Below are 15952 nucleotides of genomic sequence, written 5' to 3'. Positions count from 1 at the left end.
TAGTGACGTTTAGACTAACTATTCTAAGTTTAAAACCTGATAAAAAAGCCAATAAAAGCCTAGGCTTATAGCTTGTCTAGTTGTAAAAAATCTTGTCTAGTTGCTCGGGAATAAGCTCTTAGGCTTATACCCTACTTAATCAGTGGGATCACAACCTGCACCACCACCCCGGAGCCATCCTGACGGTTAAAAGCGCTGATCTCACCGCTGTGAAACTGGCAAATCAAGCGGGCGATATACAGCCCTAAGCCCAAGTGCGGCTTGTCTTTTTTGGCCTCATCACGTACCGATACCATCGACTCAAAGATCTGCTGATTCATCTCGTCAGGCAATAGTGGGCCATCATTGCTGACCTGCAAGATGGCGCGGTTCTCCTGCTGGGCTAACGAGACCTTAATAACGCTCTCGGGCAGGGCAAACTCGCGGGCATTATCCACCAACTTGTCTAGTAGCTGAGCGATGTGCTCGGGCACCCCATACAGGCTTAGCGATTCGCCGCCCTCGGCTGCGATAAACTCGAAGGCCTGCTCGGGGTAGGTGAGCTGATAGCCCTGCACGCAGCCGCCCACCACTTGCTCTAGCGGGAACACGCAGCACTCGGCCTGCGACAGGCTCTGCTCTAGCCGCGTCGCCTCGCTCATATTATTCAGGATCAGGCTTAGGCGGCTGGCCCCCTCTTGCGCCCGCGCCACATACTTTTGCTGGTGCTCGGCCAAGGGCTGCAGCTCCAAGTGCTCCAGCGAGCTGCGTACCACCGCCACCGGTGTGCGCAACTCGTGGGAGAGACGCGACGACATCTTCTCCAGATAGCCGGTGTACTGCCCAAGCCTTGATACCATGTCAGCAAAGCTGCGCGACAGGTCGCCAATCTCATCGGCATTGTTGGAAGGGGTAATCGCACCGGTCACCCGCCCTTGCGGGTCAATCGCCTGCTCGGCTTGATTACGCAGCTTACGGATCCGCGAGGCGATCCCCGAGGCAAAGATAAACAGGCTTAGGGTGCCCAAGGCCATTACCGTTAGCATTAGGGTAAACAGCTTCTCCAAGGCCCGATTACGAATCGAGCGAATGCCGTTGGTGGTCTCTTCAGCCACCACCACCCCCATCACCTTGCCGTCGATCCAGATCGGGCTGGCCGCCGAGAGCACCACCGCCGCACCCTCTGGGGTTAAGCGCCGACTGGAGCTATGCTCACCATTCAAGGCCCCTTGAATATGGGTGCCACCGACCTCGGTGGAGTCCTCGAGAGAGTCTATAAAGTCCTTGGGCGGGCGCTCCAGCACGGTGTAGTAGAGGGGGTTGAGATAGTCACGCTGCAGCACGCTCCACCAATCGTTGCCTTTCAGCTCATCTTCCGGGCGCGACCAGATCCCTTGTGAATCGCGGATATCGCCCGATTTCGCCAATACCCGGCCGTGCCGGTCCAGCACAAAGATACGCGCGGTGTTGTAGCTCATGCCGCGGATGATCTCTTCAATCTCCGGCGAGGGCACCAACACCGTACCCAGTGCATCCACCGATTTAATCGACGATGTGCCCACCACCTGCGCCAGATGCCGCTGCGGGGTGCGCTGAAACGCGTGATAGGCAAAGCTGAGCTTGGAGCCAAGCAGATTCACCGGGATACGCAGCTCCAACTGGTAGCCGCCCACCTTGCTGCGCCACTGGCCCTGAATGGCCAACTCCGCGTCGGCTGGCAAGGCCGGATCATCGGGCAAGGCGAAGCCATTCACCCAGCCATCGGCAAAGGCGGCGACGGCATAGCGGCGCAGCTGCCCTTGCGGGTCGACTGTGGCAATCATCAGATGATCGTTATTTTGCACACTCAGGCTGCTGCGGCTGCGGTAAACCAAGTCAGGATCGTTGATATCAAAGAAGGCATACAGATAGCCCTCATACTTACCCACCATATGGGTAAAGCTCACCTGAGATTTAGCGGTGGGAGAACGAAACAGATTGTGCTGGCCGCCATAGTGTAGCCAGCGGTGTTTGTAGGGCTGCCAGTCGCCGAGCTTGCCATCGAGCTTAATGGGCGCTGCGAGCGGATAGGCGTACAGATCGCGCCCCTCTTGCAGTTGATTAAGATAGCTGGCTTGCAGGTCAAACAGCTTGGGCCGCTCATGCAAGGCGGTCGCCAGTGCCTGCGTGGTCCCTTCCAAGGTCTTTTCTTGACCCAAGCGCAGGTACTTCTCCATCTCCCAGACAAACTCGTAGGCCAGATACGGCAGGCACAACAAGAACAGCGATAACAGGGTGACTTTATGACGCAGCTTAAAACGAAAGCCCTTGGAGTTAGCTCGACTAAACATGCGACAAACTAGTCCTGTGCATCCCAGCGATAGCCCATCCCATAGACGGTATCGATGCAATCAAAGCCCGTGTCCAGCGCAATAAACTTCTTGCGGATCCGCTTGATATGCGAGGTGATGGTGCTGTCATCAACAAAGATCTTGGCCTCCTGCATCAGCTCCTGACGCGAGCGTACATGGCCGGGGTGCTTGGCCAGCAGGTGCACCATCCAAAACTCGGTCACGGTCAGCGCCACCAGCTGACCGTTCCAGCTCACCTGCATCCGGTTGATATCGATATACAGCGGGCCATATTCGAGCTCTTGCTGCTCATCGGGCGCTTGCGCCTGCAGTTCACTGCGGCGAAACAGCGCCGCCAGCCGCGCCAGCAAATGGGGGAAGCTAACATCTTTGGTGAGGTAGTCATCAGCGCCTAAGCGCAGCCCACAGACGGTATCGAAATCGCTGTCGCGGGCAGTCAGGAAGATAATCGGCACAGTTTGCGACATCGCACGCAGGCTCTGGCAGAGCGAAAAGCCACCGTCGATCTCATCATTCAAGCCAATATCGAGGATCGCCAAATCGGGCAGGCGGGTGCGAAAGGCCTGCAAGGCGGATTCGCGGTCGGCATAGGCCTGCACGCTATAGCCTTGCTGCTGCAGGACTTCCTTGTAGTTCTCGCGAATAGCGGCTTCATCTTCAACCAGGGCAATGCGTTTCATGCTGTATCTATACACGTTCATTAAATATCTGACTTAGCACGACTATACACCAATCCACCGGCAAAAAATCGCGGCCACAGCAATTGCCAGATTGTTGCCACAATTGACCGCTAACTTGCCCGATTTGCTCCCCTTGATGGCCATTTCGCTGCGGTTTAATTAACTCATCGACACGGCGCAACGCAGCAAAGCGCCTCACTACTGCAAGCAACAAATTACGTATCAAGGGGATTACCATGAACACTCAAGCACAAACCAACTCTTCACTCACCAGCCGCAACCCAGCCATTTTGAGCCTACTGCTGGTGACCAGCCTAGCCTTCAGCCAGCCAACTCTGGCTGCAGAGGATAGTGGCGATGAACACACTCGCTCAGCCAAACCCGAGCTGATTGGTATGGGCTCTGGGGCGGTTATCGGCGCCATCGTTGGCGGCCCAGTAGGCGCCTTTATTGGCGGCTTCACCGGCACCTTTATCGGTAAGTCGGTGAACGATGAAGACCAACTGGCCCAGCAAAACAACCAGATCCAAAACCAGACAGAGCAACTAGAGCAACAGCAGCTAGCACTCAATGAGCAGCGCCAAGGCTATCAATCGCTAATGGATCAGCATCAACAGCTGGAACATCAATTGTTGAGCTTCCAGCAAGCCCAGCAAGACAAGCTGGATGAGCTGGCCATCGGGATGAATGTGCACTTTAAGACCGGCTCGTCGGAGATTGAGCCACACTTCCAAAAGCAGTTGGATGATGTGGTCTACGCCATGAACATCGCCGATGAGTTGCAACTGGACCTAAGCGGCTATGCCGACCGTCGCGGCGACAGCGAGTTCAACCGCGCCCTGTCTGAGCAGCGTTTGATTGCGGTTCGCCAATACCTTACCGAACGCGGTATCCACCCTACCCGCTTGCACGGCAAAGCCTTCGGCGACAGCCAGCCGCTGGCCCAGCAAGAGAGCCTGGAAGACAACTTCTTTGACCGCCGCGTCACCTTGAAGCTACAGGCACCACAAGACGGCATGACCGCCAAGTTCTAGCCCAACTGACAAGCGGTATTGTTTTAGCGAGCGACATCAGCCCTACAGGGAAGTAGGATTTGCCACCCAGATTTTGGGTGGCTTTTTTGCACCTTCAGCTAAAGCAACTGAGCAAAACTTGATGGAGAGCGGTGATAAGAGCGTTGAACTTGCGATAATCACCACAATGCTGAGCCCCTAACCCATAGCCCTAAACACCGAGACCTTTATGCCAAGCTACGACTACCGCTGTGAAGCCAATCAGCAAATCTACGAAGTTCGCCATTCCATGTCTGAGCGGGCCCAAACCTGGGCCGAACTGTGTGAGTTAGGCGGCTTGGCGCTGGGAGATATCGACCCCAACAGCAAGGTTACCCGTTTGATCAGCGGTGGCGGCGTGGTTAACAGCGCAAGCCTGAAAAACCCTGAAGCGCCACCGTGTATGTCTGGTGGCGCTTGCCCCGGCGGTCGCTGCGGCGGCTAACGGGAAGCCTAACTGCGCGCCAGTCGCTGTGCCAGCAGGCTAGCCAAATGAACCGTTGCCCTGCCGGTTAAGGTATATATCTGATGGCTGCAGCCGAAGCCATTGCTGATGATCGTAGCATCGGGATGGGCAGCTAAACCCGGCAGCAGCGAGGTTTCGGCCATCTGCTGAGACATGTTGTGATGGCATAGCTCTAGCCCCCAGGTTCCAGCCATGCCGCAGCAGCTGGATTCGAGAAACTGAAACTCGACACCCGGCAGTTGCTTGAGCACCCGGCGCATCGCCTTCATCGCCCCCGTGGCTTTTTGATGGCAGTGGCCAAAAACTATTAGCGGCTGCGCAGGCTGCGTTGCTTGCTGGGGGTGGAAGTCCAGCGTAAAGCGGCCATTACGTAGCTCACGCGAGATAAACTCTTCCATCAGCCATGCCTGCTTGGCCAGCGCCAGCGCCGGTTCACCTAAGCCCAATGCCAGATACTCATCGCGCAGCATTAACAGATCCGCAGGCTCCAGCCCGATAATCGGCCGCCCGGCTTCGATATGTGGCTGTAAACACTGCAACATCTTGTTGGCCTGACGGCGGGCGGCCGCGATATAGCCGTGTGACAACAAGCTGCGGCCACTATCGAGCAGCTCACCCGGATTGCTGCGAGGGTGAACTAGATGCACCTGATAGCCCCCAGCCTGCAACACCCGAATTGCATCGTCGGCCAGTTGCGGGTTAAACAGCGTGGTGAAGCTATCCAGTAGCAACACCACCGAGCGTGCCGACTCGCCGCTGCCCCGATCTGCCGGATAGACTGATGACTGGGCTTTAAACGTTTCAGCGCTAGGCACTGGTAAGGGTAGTGCTTGGGGGATCGCCAATAGCATCTGCCCCAGCTTGGCGAGCCAAGAACTGCGATTTCGCCACATAATCAGCGGGCGCAACAACGGCAGCCGCTGCAGCACCTTAGGCAGGTGAGCCAACAGCGCGCGGCGCGGGTTAAGTCGTTGGTACCAAGGCCGCCGCAGCTGCCCCAAGTACTCGGCCTTGATCAGCGCCATATCCAGGTTGCTCTCGCACTCCCGCTGACAGCCCTTGCAGGCAACGCAGTATTCCAAGGCGTACTGCAGGTCTGCAGATGCTGTTTGAGGTGTAGGCTCAGGTTGATTCAACCACTGCTTTAACAAGCCGACTCGTCCGCCCGGGGAGAGGCGCTTATCGCCGCTAACTTGGTAGGAGGGACACATCAATCCGCGGCGTTGGGTTTGGCATACCCCACTGTTGATACAGACCGAAACGGCTTTGGCAAAGTCGCCACCTTGCTTGGGAATATCGGCATAGGCATCCCCCATTCCCTGATCGCGATAACGCGACCAATCAAGCTCTGTTTTCATTAAAGCTCACTGTTCAATCCTGTAGATACTTGTTCTGTTTTCAAGAACAGTGCCTAACACGCCAGCAGGTGAGCACAGGGCTTAAAGGGGAACTAAGTAGTACTAAAGCCTACAAAGCATCGCTATTGGTAAGGTTCGCCACAGGCTAGGCGCGATTAAGCGCCTCGCCAAAGCTGAGCATATGGCCATCTGGGTCTTGCAGGCTAAACTCGCGCATCCCGTAGTGGGTGTCGACCAAATCGGTGGGCTGATAGCCCTCAGCGCAGATATGCTGATAAAGGGCCGCCACGTCGTTCGGGTAGAAGTAGAAGATGGTGGGCCAGTCGGTACACTGCTGCGGGTCGATGCCGCTCTTTAGCTGCCCGGCGCTTTCGGTTTGCGACAGCATGATCTCGGTCTTACCCGAGCGGATGGTCGCCCACTGCCACTGATCCACCGCCGCCTGATCACTGACCACCTCAAAGCCAAGGGCGCGCTGGTAGAACTCCAGGCTATGGCGGATATTGCTAACATTGAGCATAGGAATCATCAGTTTTAGTTGCATCAGTGGTGGCCCTCGAGGCTTGCCCTTTGCATTGAGTATAGTTAGCCTCTGGTCATCGCCAACAGCGCCGCTTGAACCGGCCAGAGGAAACACCGTGAAAATTTGGGTCGATGCGGATGCCTGCCCAGCCGCCATCAAAGAGATACTGTTCCGCGCCGCCGAGCGCTGCCAACTGCCAGTGACGCTGGTCGCCAACCACTATATGAAAACCCCAGCCAATCGCTTCGTGAGCTTTATGCAGGTGCCCAGCGGCTTTGATATTGCCGACAACGAAATCGTAAAACGTTGTGAAGCCGACGATATGGTGATCACCAGCGATATCCCCTTGGCCGATGAAGTGATCACCAAAGGCGCGCAGGCCTTAAGCCCCCGTGGCGAGCTGTTCACCAAAGCCAACATCAAGTCGCGCCTGAACATTCGCGATTTTATGGACACCATGCGTGCCAGTGGCGTACAGACCGGCGGCCCTGCGCCACTGAGTCAGGCCGATCGCCAAGCCTTTGCCAATCATTTGGACCGATGGCTAGTGAAAGCCAGCAAAAACTAGTACCGCCAGCTAGGATAAGGTAAGTAACTTGTCAGCTTGGAATCATTGGTGCGAAGGATTGCCGTCACTTTAATCGTATTATCGCTTGTTAGTTGGGCTACTCCAGCCAAAGTGCTGGAAGTAGGCTTGTTACTTACCCCCAAACAGCGTGCAATCTATGAGATGGTGTTCGAGCAGTTCACCTATGAGACCGGCGTTGACGTTAAGATCCTGCCGCGTAACGACAGCCAGTACAAAGAGCAGCTCCCACGCTGGCTTAGCCCCGGCGCATCAGGCCCCGACGTACTTTACTGGCAAGCCTCCCAACGCCTGTTTGCGCTAGCCCAAGACTATCCGCTGCTGCCCATCAACGACCTATGGCAACAGCATGACATGGACAAATCGTTTGCCTCCATCGAAGCTAACCTCAGCTACCAAGGCAATATCTACGCAATCCCTTACTCCTACTACCACTGGGGCTTGTACTTTAAGAAGTCGGTCGTCGCGCGCTATGGCCCTGCGCCTAATACCTGGCAAGAGTTCCTCGCGCTGTGCGAGAAGATGAAAAACGATGGGCTTACGCCCATTGGCTTGGGGACAAAGAACAACTGGCCCGCTGCTGCTTGGTTTGATTATTTGAATCTCAGGGTGAATGGCCTGCAGTTTCACCGCCAGGTACTTAACGGTAAGGTCAGCTTTTTCGATGCCCGGATCCGCAAGGTCTTCAACTACTGGAAAACTCTACTCGAGCGGGGCTATTTTAACGATGATACCGCCAGCAATACTTGGGAAGACATCGCCTCCAAGATCCATCGCGAGCGGGTCGGCTTCACCTTGATGGGCAACTTCATCGCCAACAAATGGCCTCGCTCATTACGCATGGGCCTAGGCTTTACCCCCTTCCCCACCTTGGGTCTTCAGCCACCCTATGAGTTGGCCCCTACCGAAGTACTGATGCTCAATCCCAATACACGGCAACCTGAGCTGGCCAAGGAGTTCTTGGTGTTTGTCGCCCGCGCCGACACCCAGTCGCTACTGAATAGTCAACTCGGCTATCTCCCTCCCCACAACAAAGCTATCACTGGCAGCGACCCGTTTATCCAACAAGGCCACCAGCTGTTGTTGCAAGCCAGCGGCGTTGCTCAATACTTCGATCGGGATACCCAACCCGCCTTTGAGAAACTAGCAGTGCCGCTGCTGGCAGAGTTTGCAGAGCACGCCGATATAGGCAAAACACTGCAAGATCTGGAAAAGGCCAGACGGCAAGTGTTCGATGAAGAGCTTTGATGATACCAATCAGAACAAGTATCTGGTCATCTTTGCTGGTTAAAATCTTTGGTGACAGCGTCAGCGCTTTTGTAATTAGTCCACAAGTACGGCAAGCCCCTCCTCGTCCTCAAAGATTTTTCCTGCGCAACATCTGAACATCTACTTATTCGGATTGGTATTAGCTCTGCACAACCTCACTGATTCACGCTTGCTTGGTTTGCGAAGCCCACCATCTGAACTACACCTTGTATAGAGAACTGTCAGGAAGCCGCATTTGAGACATACCGCAGCATTGATGCTCACACTATCCTTCAGCATTAGCGAGCTAAGTGCACAATCGTTGGAAATCGGCCTGCTGCTTGCGCCCAAGCAGCGCCAGATCTATGAAGATGTATTCGCTCAGTTCACCGAAGAGACCAACATCGAGCTGACTTTGGTTCCACGCGATGATGCCGACTACAAGCAAATGCTCCCCAAATGGCTGGCGGCCGATGTCGATGGCCCGGACGTGCTGTACTGGCAAAGTGCCCAACGACTGTTTTCGTTGGTGGAGCGTTATCAGCTACCTACCCTCAATCACCTATGGGATGAGTTGAACCTGGATCACGCGTTTGGCCACCTAAAGCCCAGCATCAGTGTGCGCGACGATATCTTTGCCATCCCTTTTTCCTACTATCACTGGGGGATGTACTACAAGAAACCGGTTATTGAGCGTTACGGCGGTGCCCCACGCTCCTGGCAAGGACTGCTCGAACTCTGTCAGAAGATGCGCGCCGACGGGCTGGCGCCAATTGGGCTCGGCACCGAAGAAGGTTGGCCGGTAGCCGCTTGGTTTGACTACCTCAACCTACGCCTCAATGGCATGACCTTTCATCATCAACTGCTCGCCGGCGACATCGACTTTGCAGACAGCCGCGTACGGCAGGTGTTTGAGCACTGGAAACAGCTGCTGGACCAGCGCTGTTTTAACAACAACCGTAACCGTAACAGCTGGGAAGATATCGCCTCGCGACTCTATCGAGAACAAGTCGGGATCACCTTGATGGGCAACTTTATCGCCCACAAGTGGCCCAAGCAGGCGCGTGCCGAGATGGGCTTTGCCCCCTTTCCCAGCGTGGGAGAGTTCAGCGACTTTGAGGTGGCCCCCACCGAGGTGTTCATCCTTAATCCCCACTCAGAAAAACGCCAGCAAGCGGAGCAGTTTTTGGCCTTTGTCGCCCGGGCGGATACTCAGTCACTGCTTAATATTCAGTTAGGTTATCTACCGCCACACGCAGATGCGGTGACCAGCGATGAGCCGCTTACCCGAGCGGGCCAGCAACTACTTCGCGGCGCCCAAGGGGTGACCCAGTATTTTGATCGCAACACCCAACCCGAGTTCGAGCAACGCGCGCTAAGCATCTTGGTGAACTTTGTTGAGCATGGCGATATCGACACCACGCTCACGCTGTTAGAACGTGCTCGGCAGGAAACCTTGCTGCCCTAATCAGACCTTATTTCTCGTAGTATTCCACTATCAACCACAGTTAAAAAAAGGCCCAACCACAGTTAAAAAAGGCCCAACCACAGTTAAAAAAGGCCCAACCACAGTTAAAAAAGGCCCAACCACAGTTAAAAAAAGGCCGGCTTACGCCGGCAAATGTCTCTTAGACAAGGAGAAGGTAAGCCGCCCTGTCGGCTTTTTGGTCAGTGTTACCCCATCAGGCTGGCCAGCCATACTCGCTGACGCTGCTTACGCTGCTGGGCATAGAGTTTGTCCTGGATCTGCGCTTTGGCGTGCTCGAACTCCACGCAATGGGCGGGCTGTTGTTGATGACAAAGTAGCAGGTGAAAGCCTATCTCGCTGCGCAGCACCGGGCTTAGCTCCCCCTCACTCAGGCGAAACAAGCATTTGTCCAAAGCAGGAAATAGCTGCCCCCCTTCCACCCAGCCCAGCTCGCCGCCGTTCATGGCAGTGGGGCACTCGGAGTGGCGCAATGCTAACTCGGAGAAGTTACTGCTATCAGCCTGTTCGGCCAAGGTCATAATCCGCTGCCAAGCCGCTTGTTCGCGGTTCTCCGGGAAATCATCGTTAATGGTGATCAAGATGTGTGAGGCGCGACAACGGGCAGGTTGGGTAAACTTGTCGGGATGCTGCTGATAGAACTCCAGCGCGCGCTGCTCGCTAATCGGGGCGATGTCTTTACAGGTGTATTCCAGTACCGCATCGCACAGCAGCTCATCTTTAACCGCTTGGCGCAAGTCGTCCTGATCCAAGGCATTGTTGTACAGCGCCTGCTCAAAGGCTTGCTCGCTGTCGAACTGCCCGCGGATCTTATCCAGCGCCACATCGAGCTCCTGTTCGCCCAGATAGAGCATGCTGGCCTCGGGTGATTGCAGCACCCGACGCTGCAGTTTGAGCAGCCGCTCGGCGATGCGCTCCACCTCAGTTTTCTGCTGGGGTGGCAGGGCGTTAGGCACTTGCTCAAAACGCTCGATGGCCACTTTCATCTGTAGATAGGCCTGCTGACGACCGCTGTTAAGTGCCTCCATGGCAGGGGCGTTACTCGACATAGGCGACCTCCTCAATGGCGCTCAAGGCGCGTTCTGGCACCATCACATCGAGGTCATGATACTGGATGCGGTAGCTGGGGCTTTCCGGGGAGCGGCGATCCACCGCGAGGATGTCGACCACCTCACCGGCTTCCGCCAAGATATTGCCTTGGCTGCCCAGACGCAGGGTTAGCCGGGCCTTATCGCCGTATTCAAAGCGATTACTAAACCACTGTTGCTCGGTGCCAACCAGCTCGGTTTCACGGCAGCCAACGGTGAGGCCACGCTGCAGAAAATGCACCTGATAGATCACCTGCTCCTGTAAAAACAGCCCAGCTTGCTGCACATAGCCCACCGAGCCGCGACGCACCAGTAAGTCGCCTTTCTTGCAACCGGGGAAGCTACCGTCATTACGGATGTTTTTAATCACCCGCACTTCGGTTCCATATTCAAACTTTGCATCGATCATGATGCCTCCTTGTTCGTTTTTACTGCAGCGACTAGGTGCAGCTCTTAAGCCTCTCTGGCTTTGACGCCGAATGATTGGCTTAGCAGTTAGTCGCAGCCTTCGCAGCCGCCGCAACTGGACGTTGACTGTGGTATCACCCCGCGCTCCAACAGGCAGTAGGCTTTGGCCAACAAGCGCCGGTAATGTTGGCGGTCTACCTCGCCCGGCTCGCGGTCCAACTCTTGTTTAAACAGGCGCATAAACAGCAAGCGCTTGGGGCGCAGCAGCGCTTGATCAAACTCCACCTTAAAGTGCTGCAAAAAGGCCTCGGCGCTCTCCAGGGTGTCGATTTCCTGCTGCAAGGCAGTGTCGGTAATCAGCAACTTAGTACTCCTTCCAGGCCATTCCTCTGGCTTCGACTGAAGGCAACACTGCTTTGATAGATCGTCAGCAGGTCGTGGTCGTTGGGAATACGCTTGTGCCGCTCTGCCCACTCGCCCAGCTTGCGACGCAGCCACAGGCACTGGGAGTGCGACAGGCTGATCCCCAAGCCTTGGTAGATCTGCAATATCGCCTTGGTGCCGGAGTGCTTGCCCAATACCAGTTGATGCTCACGGCCTAGCTTTTGCGGGGCGAAGCCTTGGTAGTTCTCCGGGTCTTTGAGCAGGCCATCGACATGGATGCCTGACTCGTGGGTAAACACCGCCTGACCGACAATGCTCTTGTTGGGGCTTAAGTTGCGCCCAGAGTATTGCTCCACCAGCTTGCACAGCCGCGGTAGCTCGGCAGTATCGATGGGCTGCAGCAGCCGATGCTCTTGCTGTTGAGTCACCTCCAGCGCCATCACTACCTCTTCCAGCGGCGCATTACCGGCGCGCTCACCCAGTCCGACCACGGTGGTGTTTACTGAGTCGGCGCCTGCCTTGATGGCCGCGAGGGTATTGGCGGTGGCCATGCCCAGATCATCGTGGGCATGCATCTCCAACTGCAGATCGCAGTGGCTGCGCAGGCTTTGGATGGCGACAAAGGCCTTGAATGGGTCCAGCACCCCCAAAGTGTCGGCGAAGCGTAAGCGATGAGCGCCGGCATGCTGGGCGGCAAAGGCGATGCGATAGAGCTGGTCGCTATCGGCGCGGGAGGCATCTTCCATCCCCACACACACCTTTAGCCCCATATCCAGCGCTTGGCGCACCGCAAACTGCAGCGCCACCAGCATATCGTCTTCACTCAAGCGCAGCTTGGAGCTGCGCTGCTGCTCGGATGCGGGCACCGAGATATCGATCCAATCCAGGCCGAGGCTGGCAAAGCTGGCGATATCGGCGTGATTCATCCGGCTCCAGCCCATGGTCTCGCTGGCATGCAGCTCACCCACGACTTGTTGGATCACCTCGCGCTCCTTGCCCCCCATGGCCGGGATCCCCACCTCCAGCTCAGGCACACCGATACGCTCCAGCTCCCGGGCGATCCGGCACTTCTCTTCCAGATTAAAGGCGATGCCGGCGGTCTGCTCGCCATCGCGCAAGGTCGTATCGTTGATAATCAGCATGGGCCGGCTCCTTATGCGTACTGCGGCTGAAACTGCTGCTCTTTGGGCTCGCCTTTGGCGGCATCCCAGTAGGGCGACATCAGGCGTAGACGGCTGATGATCTCCGGCAGTACCTCTAGCACCCGGTCGATATCTTCATCGGTGGTGTAGCGCGACAGCGAGAAGCGGATTGCGCCATGGGCCGCGGTGTAAGGCACGTCCATCGCCTTCATCACGTGGGACGGCTCCAACGAGCCCGAGGTACAGGCCGAGCCCGATGAGGCAGCAATGCCGTATTGGTTGAGCATCAGTAGAATCGATTCGCCTTCAACGTACTCAAAGGCCACGTTGCTGGTGTTAGGCACTCGCTGCTGCGGGTTGCCGGTGACGACGCTAAAAGGTACCCGCGCCAGCAGCCCCATCTCTAAGCGATCGCGCAACAGGCGAATACGTGCGGTGTCTTGCTCGATGGCTTGCTGGGCCAGCTCTGCCGCTTTGCCCAAGCCAACGATACCGGCCACATTCTCGGTACCAGCGCGGCGGCCGCGCTCTTGATGGCCGCCACGGAACAGTGGGCGATACTTCAGGCCACGGCGCAGATAGAGCGCCCCCACCCCTTTCGGCCCGTGGAACTTATGGCCGGAGATCGACAGCATATCGATGCCACTGCCACTGAGTTGGATCGGCATCTTGCCCGCCACCTGAACCGCGTCGCAGTGAAACAGCACATCGTACTCCTTGGCTTGTTCGGCCAGGCCACGGATCGGGAACAGGCTACCGGTTTCGTTGTTGGCCCACATCAGCGAGATCACCGCGACCCGCTCGCTCAGCGCTTCTTGAAAGGCCAACATATCCAGCCGCCCTTTGTTGTTTACGCCAATCCAGTGCACGGTGTAGCCCTTGCGCTCTAACTGCTTGCACAGGTCCAGCGTGGCCGGGTGCTCCACCGTTGAGGTGATAATCTCTTTGCGATCCGGGTAGGCTTCCAGCGCCGATAGAATGGCGGTGTTGGAGGCTTCGGTGGCGCAGGAGGTAAACACGATCTCCGTGCTATGCTCGGCCCCTAAAAACTGCTGTACCTGCTCACGGGCTTTTTCGAGGGCTGCCGCCACAGGCGCGCCAAAACCGTGGATCGAAGAAGGGTTGCCGTAATACTCACTGATGAACGGCAGCATCGCCTCAAGGACTGGCACTGCGACTTGGGTTGTCGCGTTGTTGTCGAGATAAACCGGTTTAGCTTCACTCATTAGCTTGCCTCCTGTTCACTGGCCGCCGCGCTGCTACCAAGCGCAGTCGGATAGACTGTTACTGCTTGTCCCAGCACTTTGGATACGGCGTCTTCAATCATCGCCAACGTGGCATGGGAGAACCCACAGCCCGAGCAGGCGCCGGTTAAGGTGACAAACACCATGTCATCGTCGATGTCGTTAAGTTGCACATCGCCGCCATCGGCCTGCAACTGCGGGCGGATCTTCTCCAGCGCTTGTTCAACCAAACGCACCTTGGCGACGATCGATAGTGGCTGGTCGGGATCGACCGCGGGCAACTCACTCACTAGCTCAGGGGCCTTAGCGCTCTCCTGCAAACACTCGCTTAGCACCCACTCAATCTTTTCGTGACAGGTGGCGCAGGCTCCGCCCGCCTTGGTGTAGTGAATGACATCTTCCAGGCTGCTCAGCCCGTTTTGCTGCACCACTTTCTTGATCATCACATCGTCGATGGCGAAGCACTTACAGATCAGCTCGCCCTCTTCGTGATCGTCTTCCAGCTCTTCGCCACGGTAGTCGGCAATCGCCGCATGCAGCGCTTCCATCCCCATCACGCTGCAGTGCATCTTCTCCGGTGGCAGGCCATCGAGGTAGTCGGCGATATCTTGGTTGGTCAGCTTGAGGGCCTCATCCAAGGTGCGGCCGATGATCATCTCGGTCAGCGCCGAAGAGGATGCAATCGCGCTGCCGCAGCCAAAGGTTTGAAAACCGGCATCTTCGATGGTTTCGTTGCTGGGATTGACTTTTAAGGTCAGGCTTAAGGCATCGCCACAAGCGATAGAGCCCACATCGCCGGTTGCGTTCGCTTGCTCTACCGGCTTGGCATTTCGTGGTGAAAAGAAGTGTTCTTTCACCTTTTCGCTATAGTTCCACATTGGTTCCCTCCCCACTTTCACAGCTGATGTTATTAGCCTTGATAAGAAGCAACGGACCGGAAGCAAACTCCAAGCTCTCGAGTAGCGAAGGCAGACTCGGGAACCAAGAACAAGCGGCCTAAGCGGTGGAGCTTAGGTTTGCCTCCGGCCCTTGCTTGTTACTGAACTCATAACAGGTGTTGCAAGGGGGATACCTATCGAACAGAATATGTAAGTTATTGTTTTATATGAATTTGAATCGAGTTAACCACAAGAAAAAGCGTGAGTTAGCGCACATTTATTCCGAGCTTGTGGTGTTTACGACAATCTGTCCGTCGGCGCGTTGCTGCCAACTATAGTGGCGCTGCGATAAGTAATAGCGGCTAAGCGACAAACCCGCTGCCAAGCCTACCAGACAGGCGAGTAGGCTAAGCCCCCAGCCCGCTGTCGGCAGGCAGGCCATCAGCATCAGCGGAACAATCAGCAGGCCGATGAGCGGTGGGACAAACAGCCGCAGCAGCGAGCCAAGGAGCACCCGGTCGTCGCAATGCAGTTGTAGGGTTTGTCCTTCTTGAAGTGCCAGCCCTTGATGGGCCAGCTCGACTGACACCGGGCGGGAGTAGCTTTGCGCCAGACTCACCGTGGCGCAATCATCTTGCTTGCTACAGTTGCTGCAGGTGCCAAGGCGCTGCCCTTGCAGGCTCAGACCTTGTTCGCTGCGGGTCACAATCAGTTGCGCTTGCGCCATTGGCTACTCTCCCGGTTAGGTCGCGTTCTGTTTACTACAGCAAAGCACTGGCTTTGGTGTGGGTCATGCAGTTTTTCGAGCAGACCCGGGCGCAAGCGCCGCAGCCGATGCAATCGTCGGCATCGGCCAGCTCCATTACCATCACCACGTCGTCATCGTAGTCGTCGTACATTGGATCATCTTCATCGACTTCCCGCTCGACCAGGTCGAATACGTTACGTGGGCAGGTTTTAAAGCAGCGGCCACAGCCAATACATTGCTGTTGGTCGATTTCGGTAACGAACTCGGGCTCCCATTCAGTGCCACCGCGGGTGCGTCCCATATAGCTTGATGCAGTCATCGTGTTTCTCTC

The 15952-nt window shown here is 56.3% G+C and carries 17 protein-coding genes; 5 read left to right on the top strand and 12 right to left on the bottom strand.

What is annotated here, in order from left to right:
• Positions 1-131: 131 nt before the first annotated feature.
• Both pdsS and pdsR read right to left on the bottom strand, forming a co-directional pair.
• Complete coding sequence (gene pdsS, locus G461_RS0107805; RefSeq protein ID WP_035479767.1) at positions 132-2309, bottom strand: proteobacterial dedicated sortase system histidine kinase; 2178 nt, start codon at positions 2307-2309, stop codon at positions 132-134.
• Positions 2310-2317: 8 nt separating this feature from the next.
• Positions 2318-3010, bottom strand: coding sequence for a proteobacterial dedicated sortase system response regulator (gene pdsR, locus G461_RS0107800; protein WP_026971424.1), 693 nt, complete (start codon positions 3008-3010; stop codon positions 2318-2320).
• Between the two features lie 236 nt (positions 3011-3246).
• Between pdsR and pdsO the strand changes: the two genes are divergently transcribed.
• A complete protein-coding gene (gene pdsO / locus G461_RS0107795; protein ID WP_051333443.1) occupies positions 3247-4044 on the top strand; it encodes a sortase-associated OmpA-like protein PdsO in 798 nt (265 codons plus the stop codon).
• Between the two features lie 208 nt (positions 4045-4252).
• Complete coding sequence (locus tag G461_RS0107790; RefSeq protein ID WP_026971422.1) at positions 4253-4507, top strand: FmdB family zinc ribbon protein; 255 nt, start codon at positions 4253-4255, stop codon at positions 4505-4507.
• Between the two features lie 8 nt (positions 4508-4515).
• On the opposite strand, the gene G461_RS0107785 is transcribed toward G461_RS0107790, so the two are convergent.
• Together G461_RS0107785 and G461_RS23675 are read right to left on the bottom strand one after the other, a co-directional pair.
• Positions 4516-5886 (bottom strand): (Fe-S)-binding protein, encoded by a 1371-nt coding sequence (locus tag G461_RS0107785; protein WP_026971421.1) that lies wholly within the window; start codon positions 5884-5886, stop codon positions 4516-4518.
• A gap of 145 nt (positions 5887-6031) precedes the next feature.
• Positions 6032-6430, bottom strand: coding sequence for a VOC family protein (locus tag G461_RS23675; RefSeq protein ID WP_035479764.1), 399 nt, complete (start codon positions 6428-6430; stop codon positions 6032-6034).
• A gap of 94 nt (positions 6431-6524) precedes the next feature.
• Here G461_RS23675 and G461_RS0107775 point away from each other — a divergent pair, with 94 nt between their 5' ends.
• The 3 genes from G461_RS0107775 to G461_RS0107765 all read left to right on the top strand — a co-directional run bounded on the left by G461_RS0107775 (position 6525) and on the right by G461_RS0107765 (position 9711).
• Positions 6525-6977 carry a YaiI/YqxD family protein gene (locus G461_RS0107775; protein WP_026971420.1) on the top strand — a complete coding sequence of 151 codons (453 nt, stop codon included), beginning with the start codon at positions 6525-6527 and terminating at the stop codon, positions 6975-6977.
• 126 nt (positions 6978-7103) lie between these two features.
• Entirely contained in the window at positions 7104-8243 is a 1140-nt protein-coding gene (locus G461_RS0107770; protein WP_026971419.1) for an ABC transporter substrate-binding protein, read from the top strand.
• A 277-nt stretch (positions 8244-8520) separates the two neighbouring features.
• The gene (locus tag G461_RS0107765; RefSeq protein ID WP_026971418.1) at positions 8521-9711 is read left to right on the top strand and encodes an ABC transporter substrate-binding protein; all 1191 of its coding nucleotides are present in this window, start codon (positions 8521-8523) and stop codon (positions 9709-9711) included.
• Between the two features lie 206 nt (positions 9712-9917).
• On the opposite strand, the gene nifM is transcribed toward G461_RS0107765, so the two are convergent.
• The 8 genes from nifM to fdxB form a co-directional block, all read right to left on the bottom strand.
• The gene (gene nifM, locus G461_RS0107760; protein ID WP_035479761.1) at positions 9918-10778 is read right to left on the bottom strand and encodes a nitrogen fixation protein NifM; all 861 of its coding nucleotides are present in this window, start codon (positions 10776-10778) and stop codon (positions 9918-9920) included.
• Positions 10768-11226 (bottom strand): nitrogen fixation protein NifZ, encoded by a 459-nt coding sequence (locus G461_RS0107755; protein ID WP_035477016.1) that lies wholly within the window; start codon positions 11224-11226, stop codon positions 10768-10770. Before G461_RS0107755 ends, nifM begins: the two co-directional genes overlap by 11 nt.
• Before the next feature lie 86 nt (positions 11227-11312).
• Positions 11313-11588, bottom strand: a complete 276-nt coding sequence (locus tag G461_RS0107750; protein WP_026958330.1) for a nitrogenase-stabilizing/protective protein NifW — start codon at positions 11586-11588, stop codon at positions 11313-11315.
• On the bottom strand, positions 11582-12751 hold the full coding sequence (gene nifV, locus G461_RS0107745; protein ID WP_026971416.1) for a homocitrate synthase: 1170 nt from the start codon (positions 12749-12751) through the stop codon (positions 11582-11584). The genes G461_RS0107750 and nifV overlap by 7 nt, the downstream gene beginning before the upstream one ends.
• Before the next feature lie 11 nt (positions 12752-12762).
• A complete protein-coding gene (nifS, locus tag G461_RS0107740; protein ID WP_026971415.1) occupies positions 12763-13977 on the bottom strand; it encodes a cysteine desulfurase NifS in 1215 nt (404 codons plus the stop codon).
• Positions 13977-14873 carry a Fe-S cluster assembly protein NifU gene (gene nifU / locus G461_RS0107735; RefSeq protein ID WP_026971414.1) on the bottom strand — a complete coding sequence of 299 codons (897 nt, stop codon included), beginning with the start codon at positions 14871-14873 and terminating at the stop codon, positions 13977-13979. Before nifU ends, nifS begins: the two co-directional genes overlap by 1 nt.
• 277 nt (positions 14874-15150) lie before the next feature.
• The gene (locus G461_RS0107730) at positions 15151-15600 is read right to left on the bottom strand and encodes a SoxR reducing system RseC family protein (protein ID WP_026971413.1); all 450 of its coding nucleotides are present in this window, start codon (positions 15598-15600) and stop codon (positions 15151-15153) included.
• Between the two features lie 34 nt (positions 15601-15634).
• Complete coding sequence (gene fdxB, locus G461_RS0107725) at positions 15635-15940, bottom strand: ferredoxin III, nif-specific (protein ID WP_026958333.1); 306 nt, start codon at positions 15938-15940, stop codon at positions 15635-15637.
• Between the last annotated feature and the right edge of the window lie 12 nt (positions 15941-15952).

Source organism: Aliagarivorans marinus DSM 23064 (genome assembly GCF_000429485.1).
Taxonomy (GTDB): domain Bacteria; phylum Pseudomonadota; class Gammaproteobacteria; order Enterobacterales; family Celerinatantimonadaceae; genus Aliagarivorans; species Aliagarivorans marinus.
This window is presented reverse-complemented; position numbering and strand designations above follow the sequence as displayed.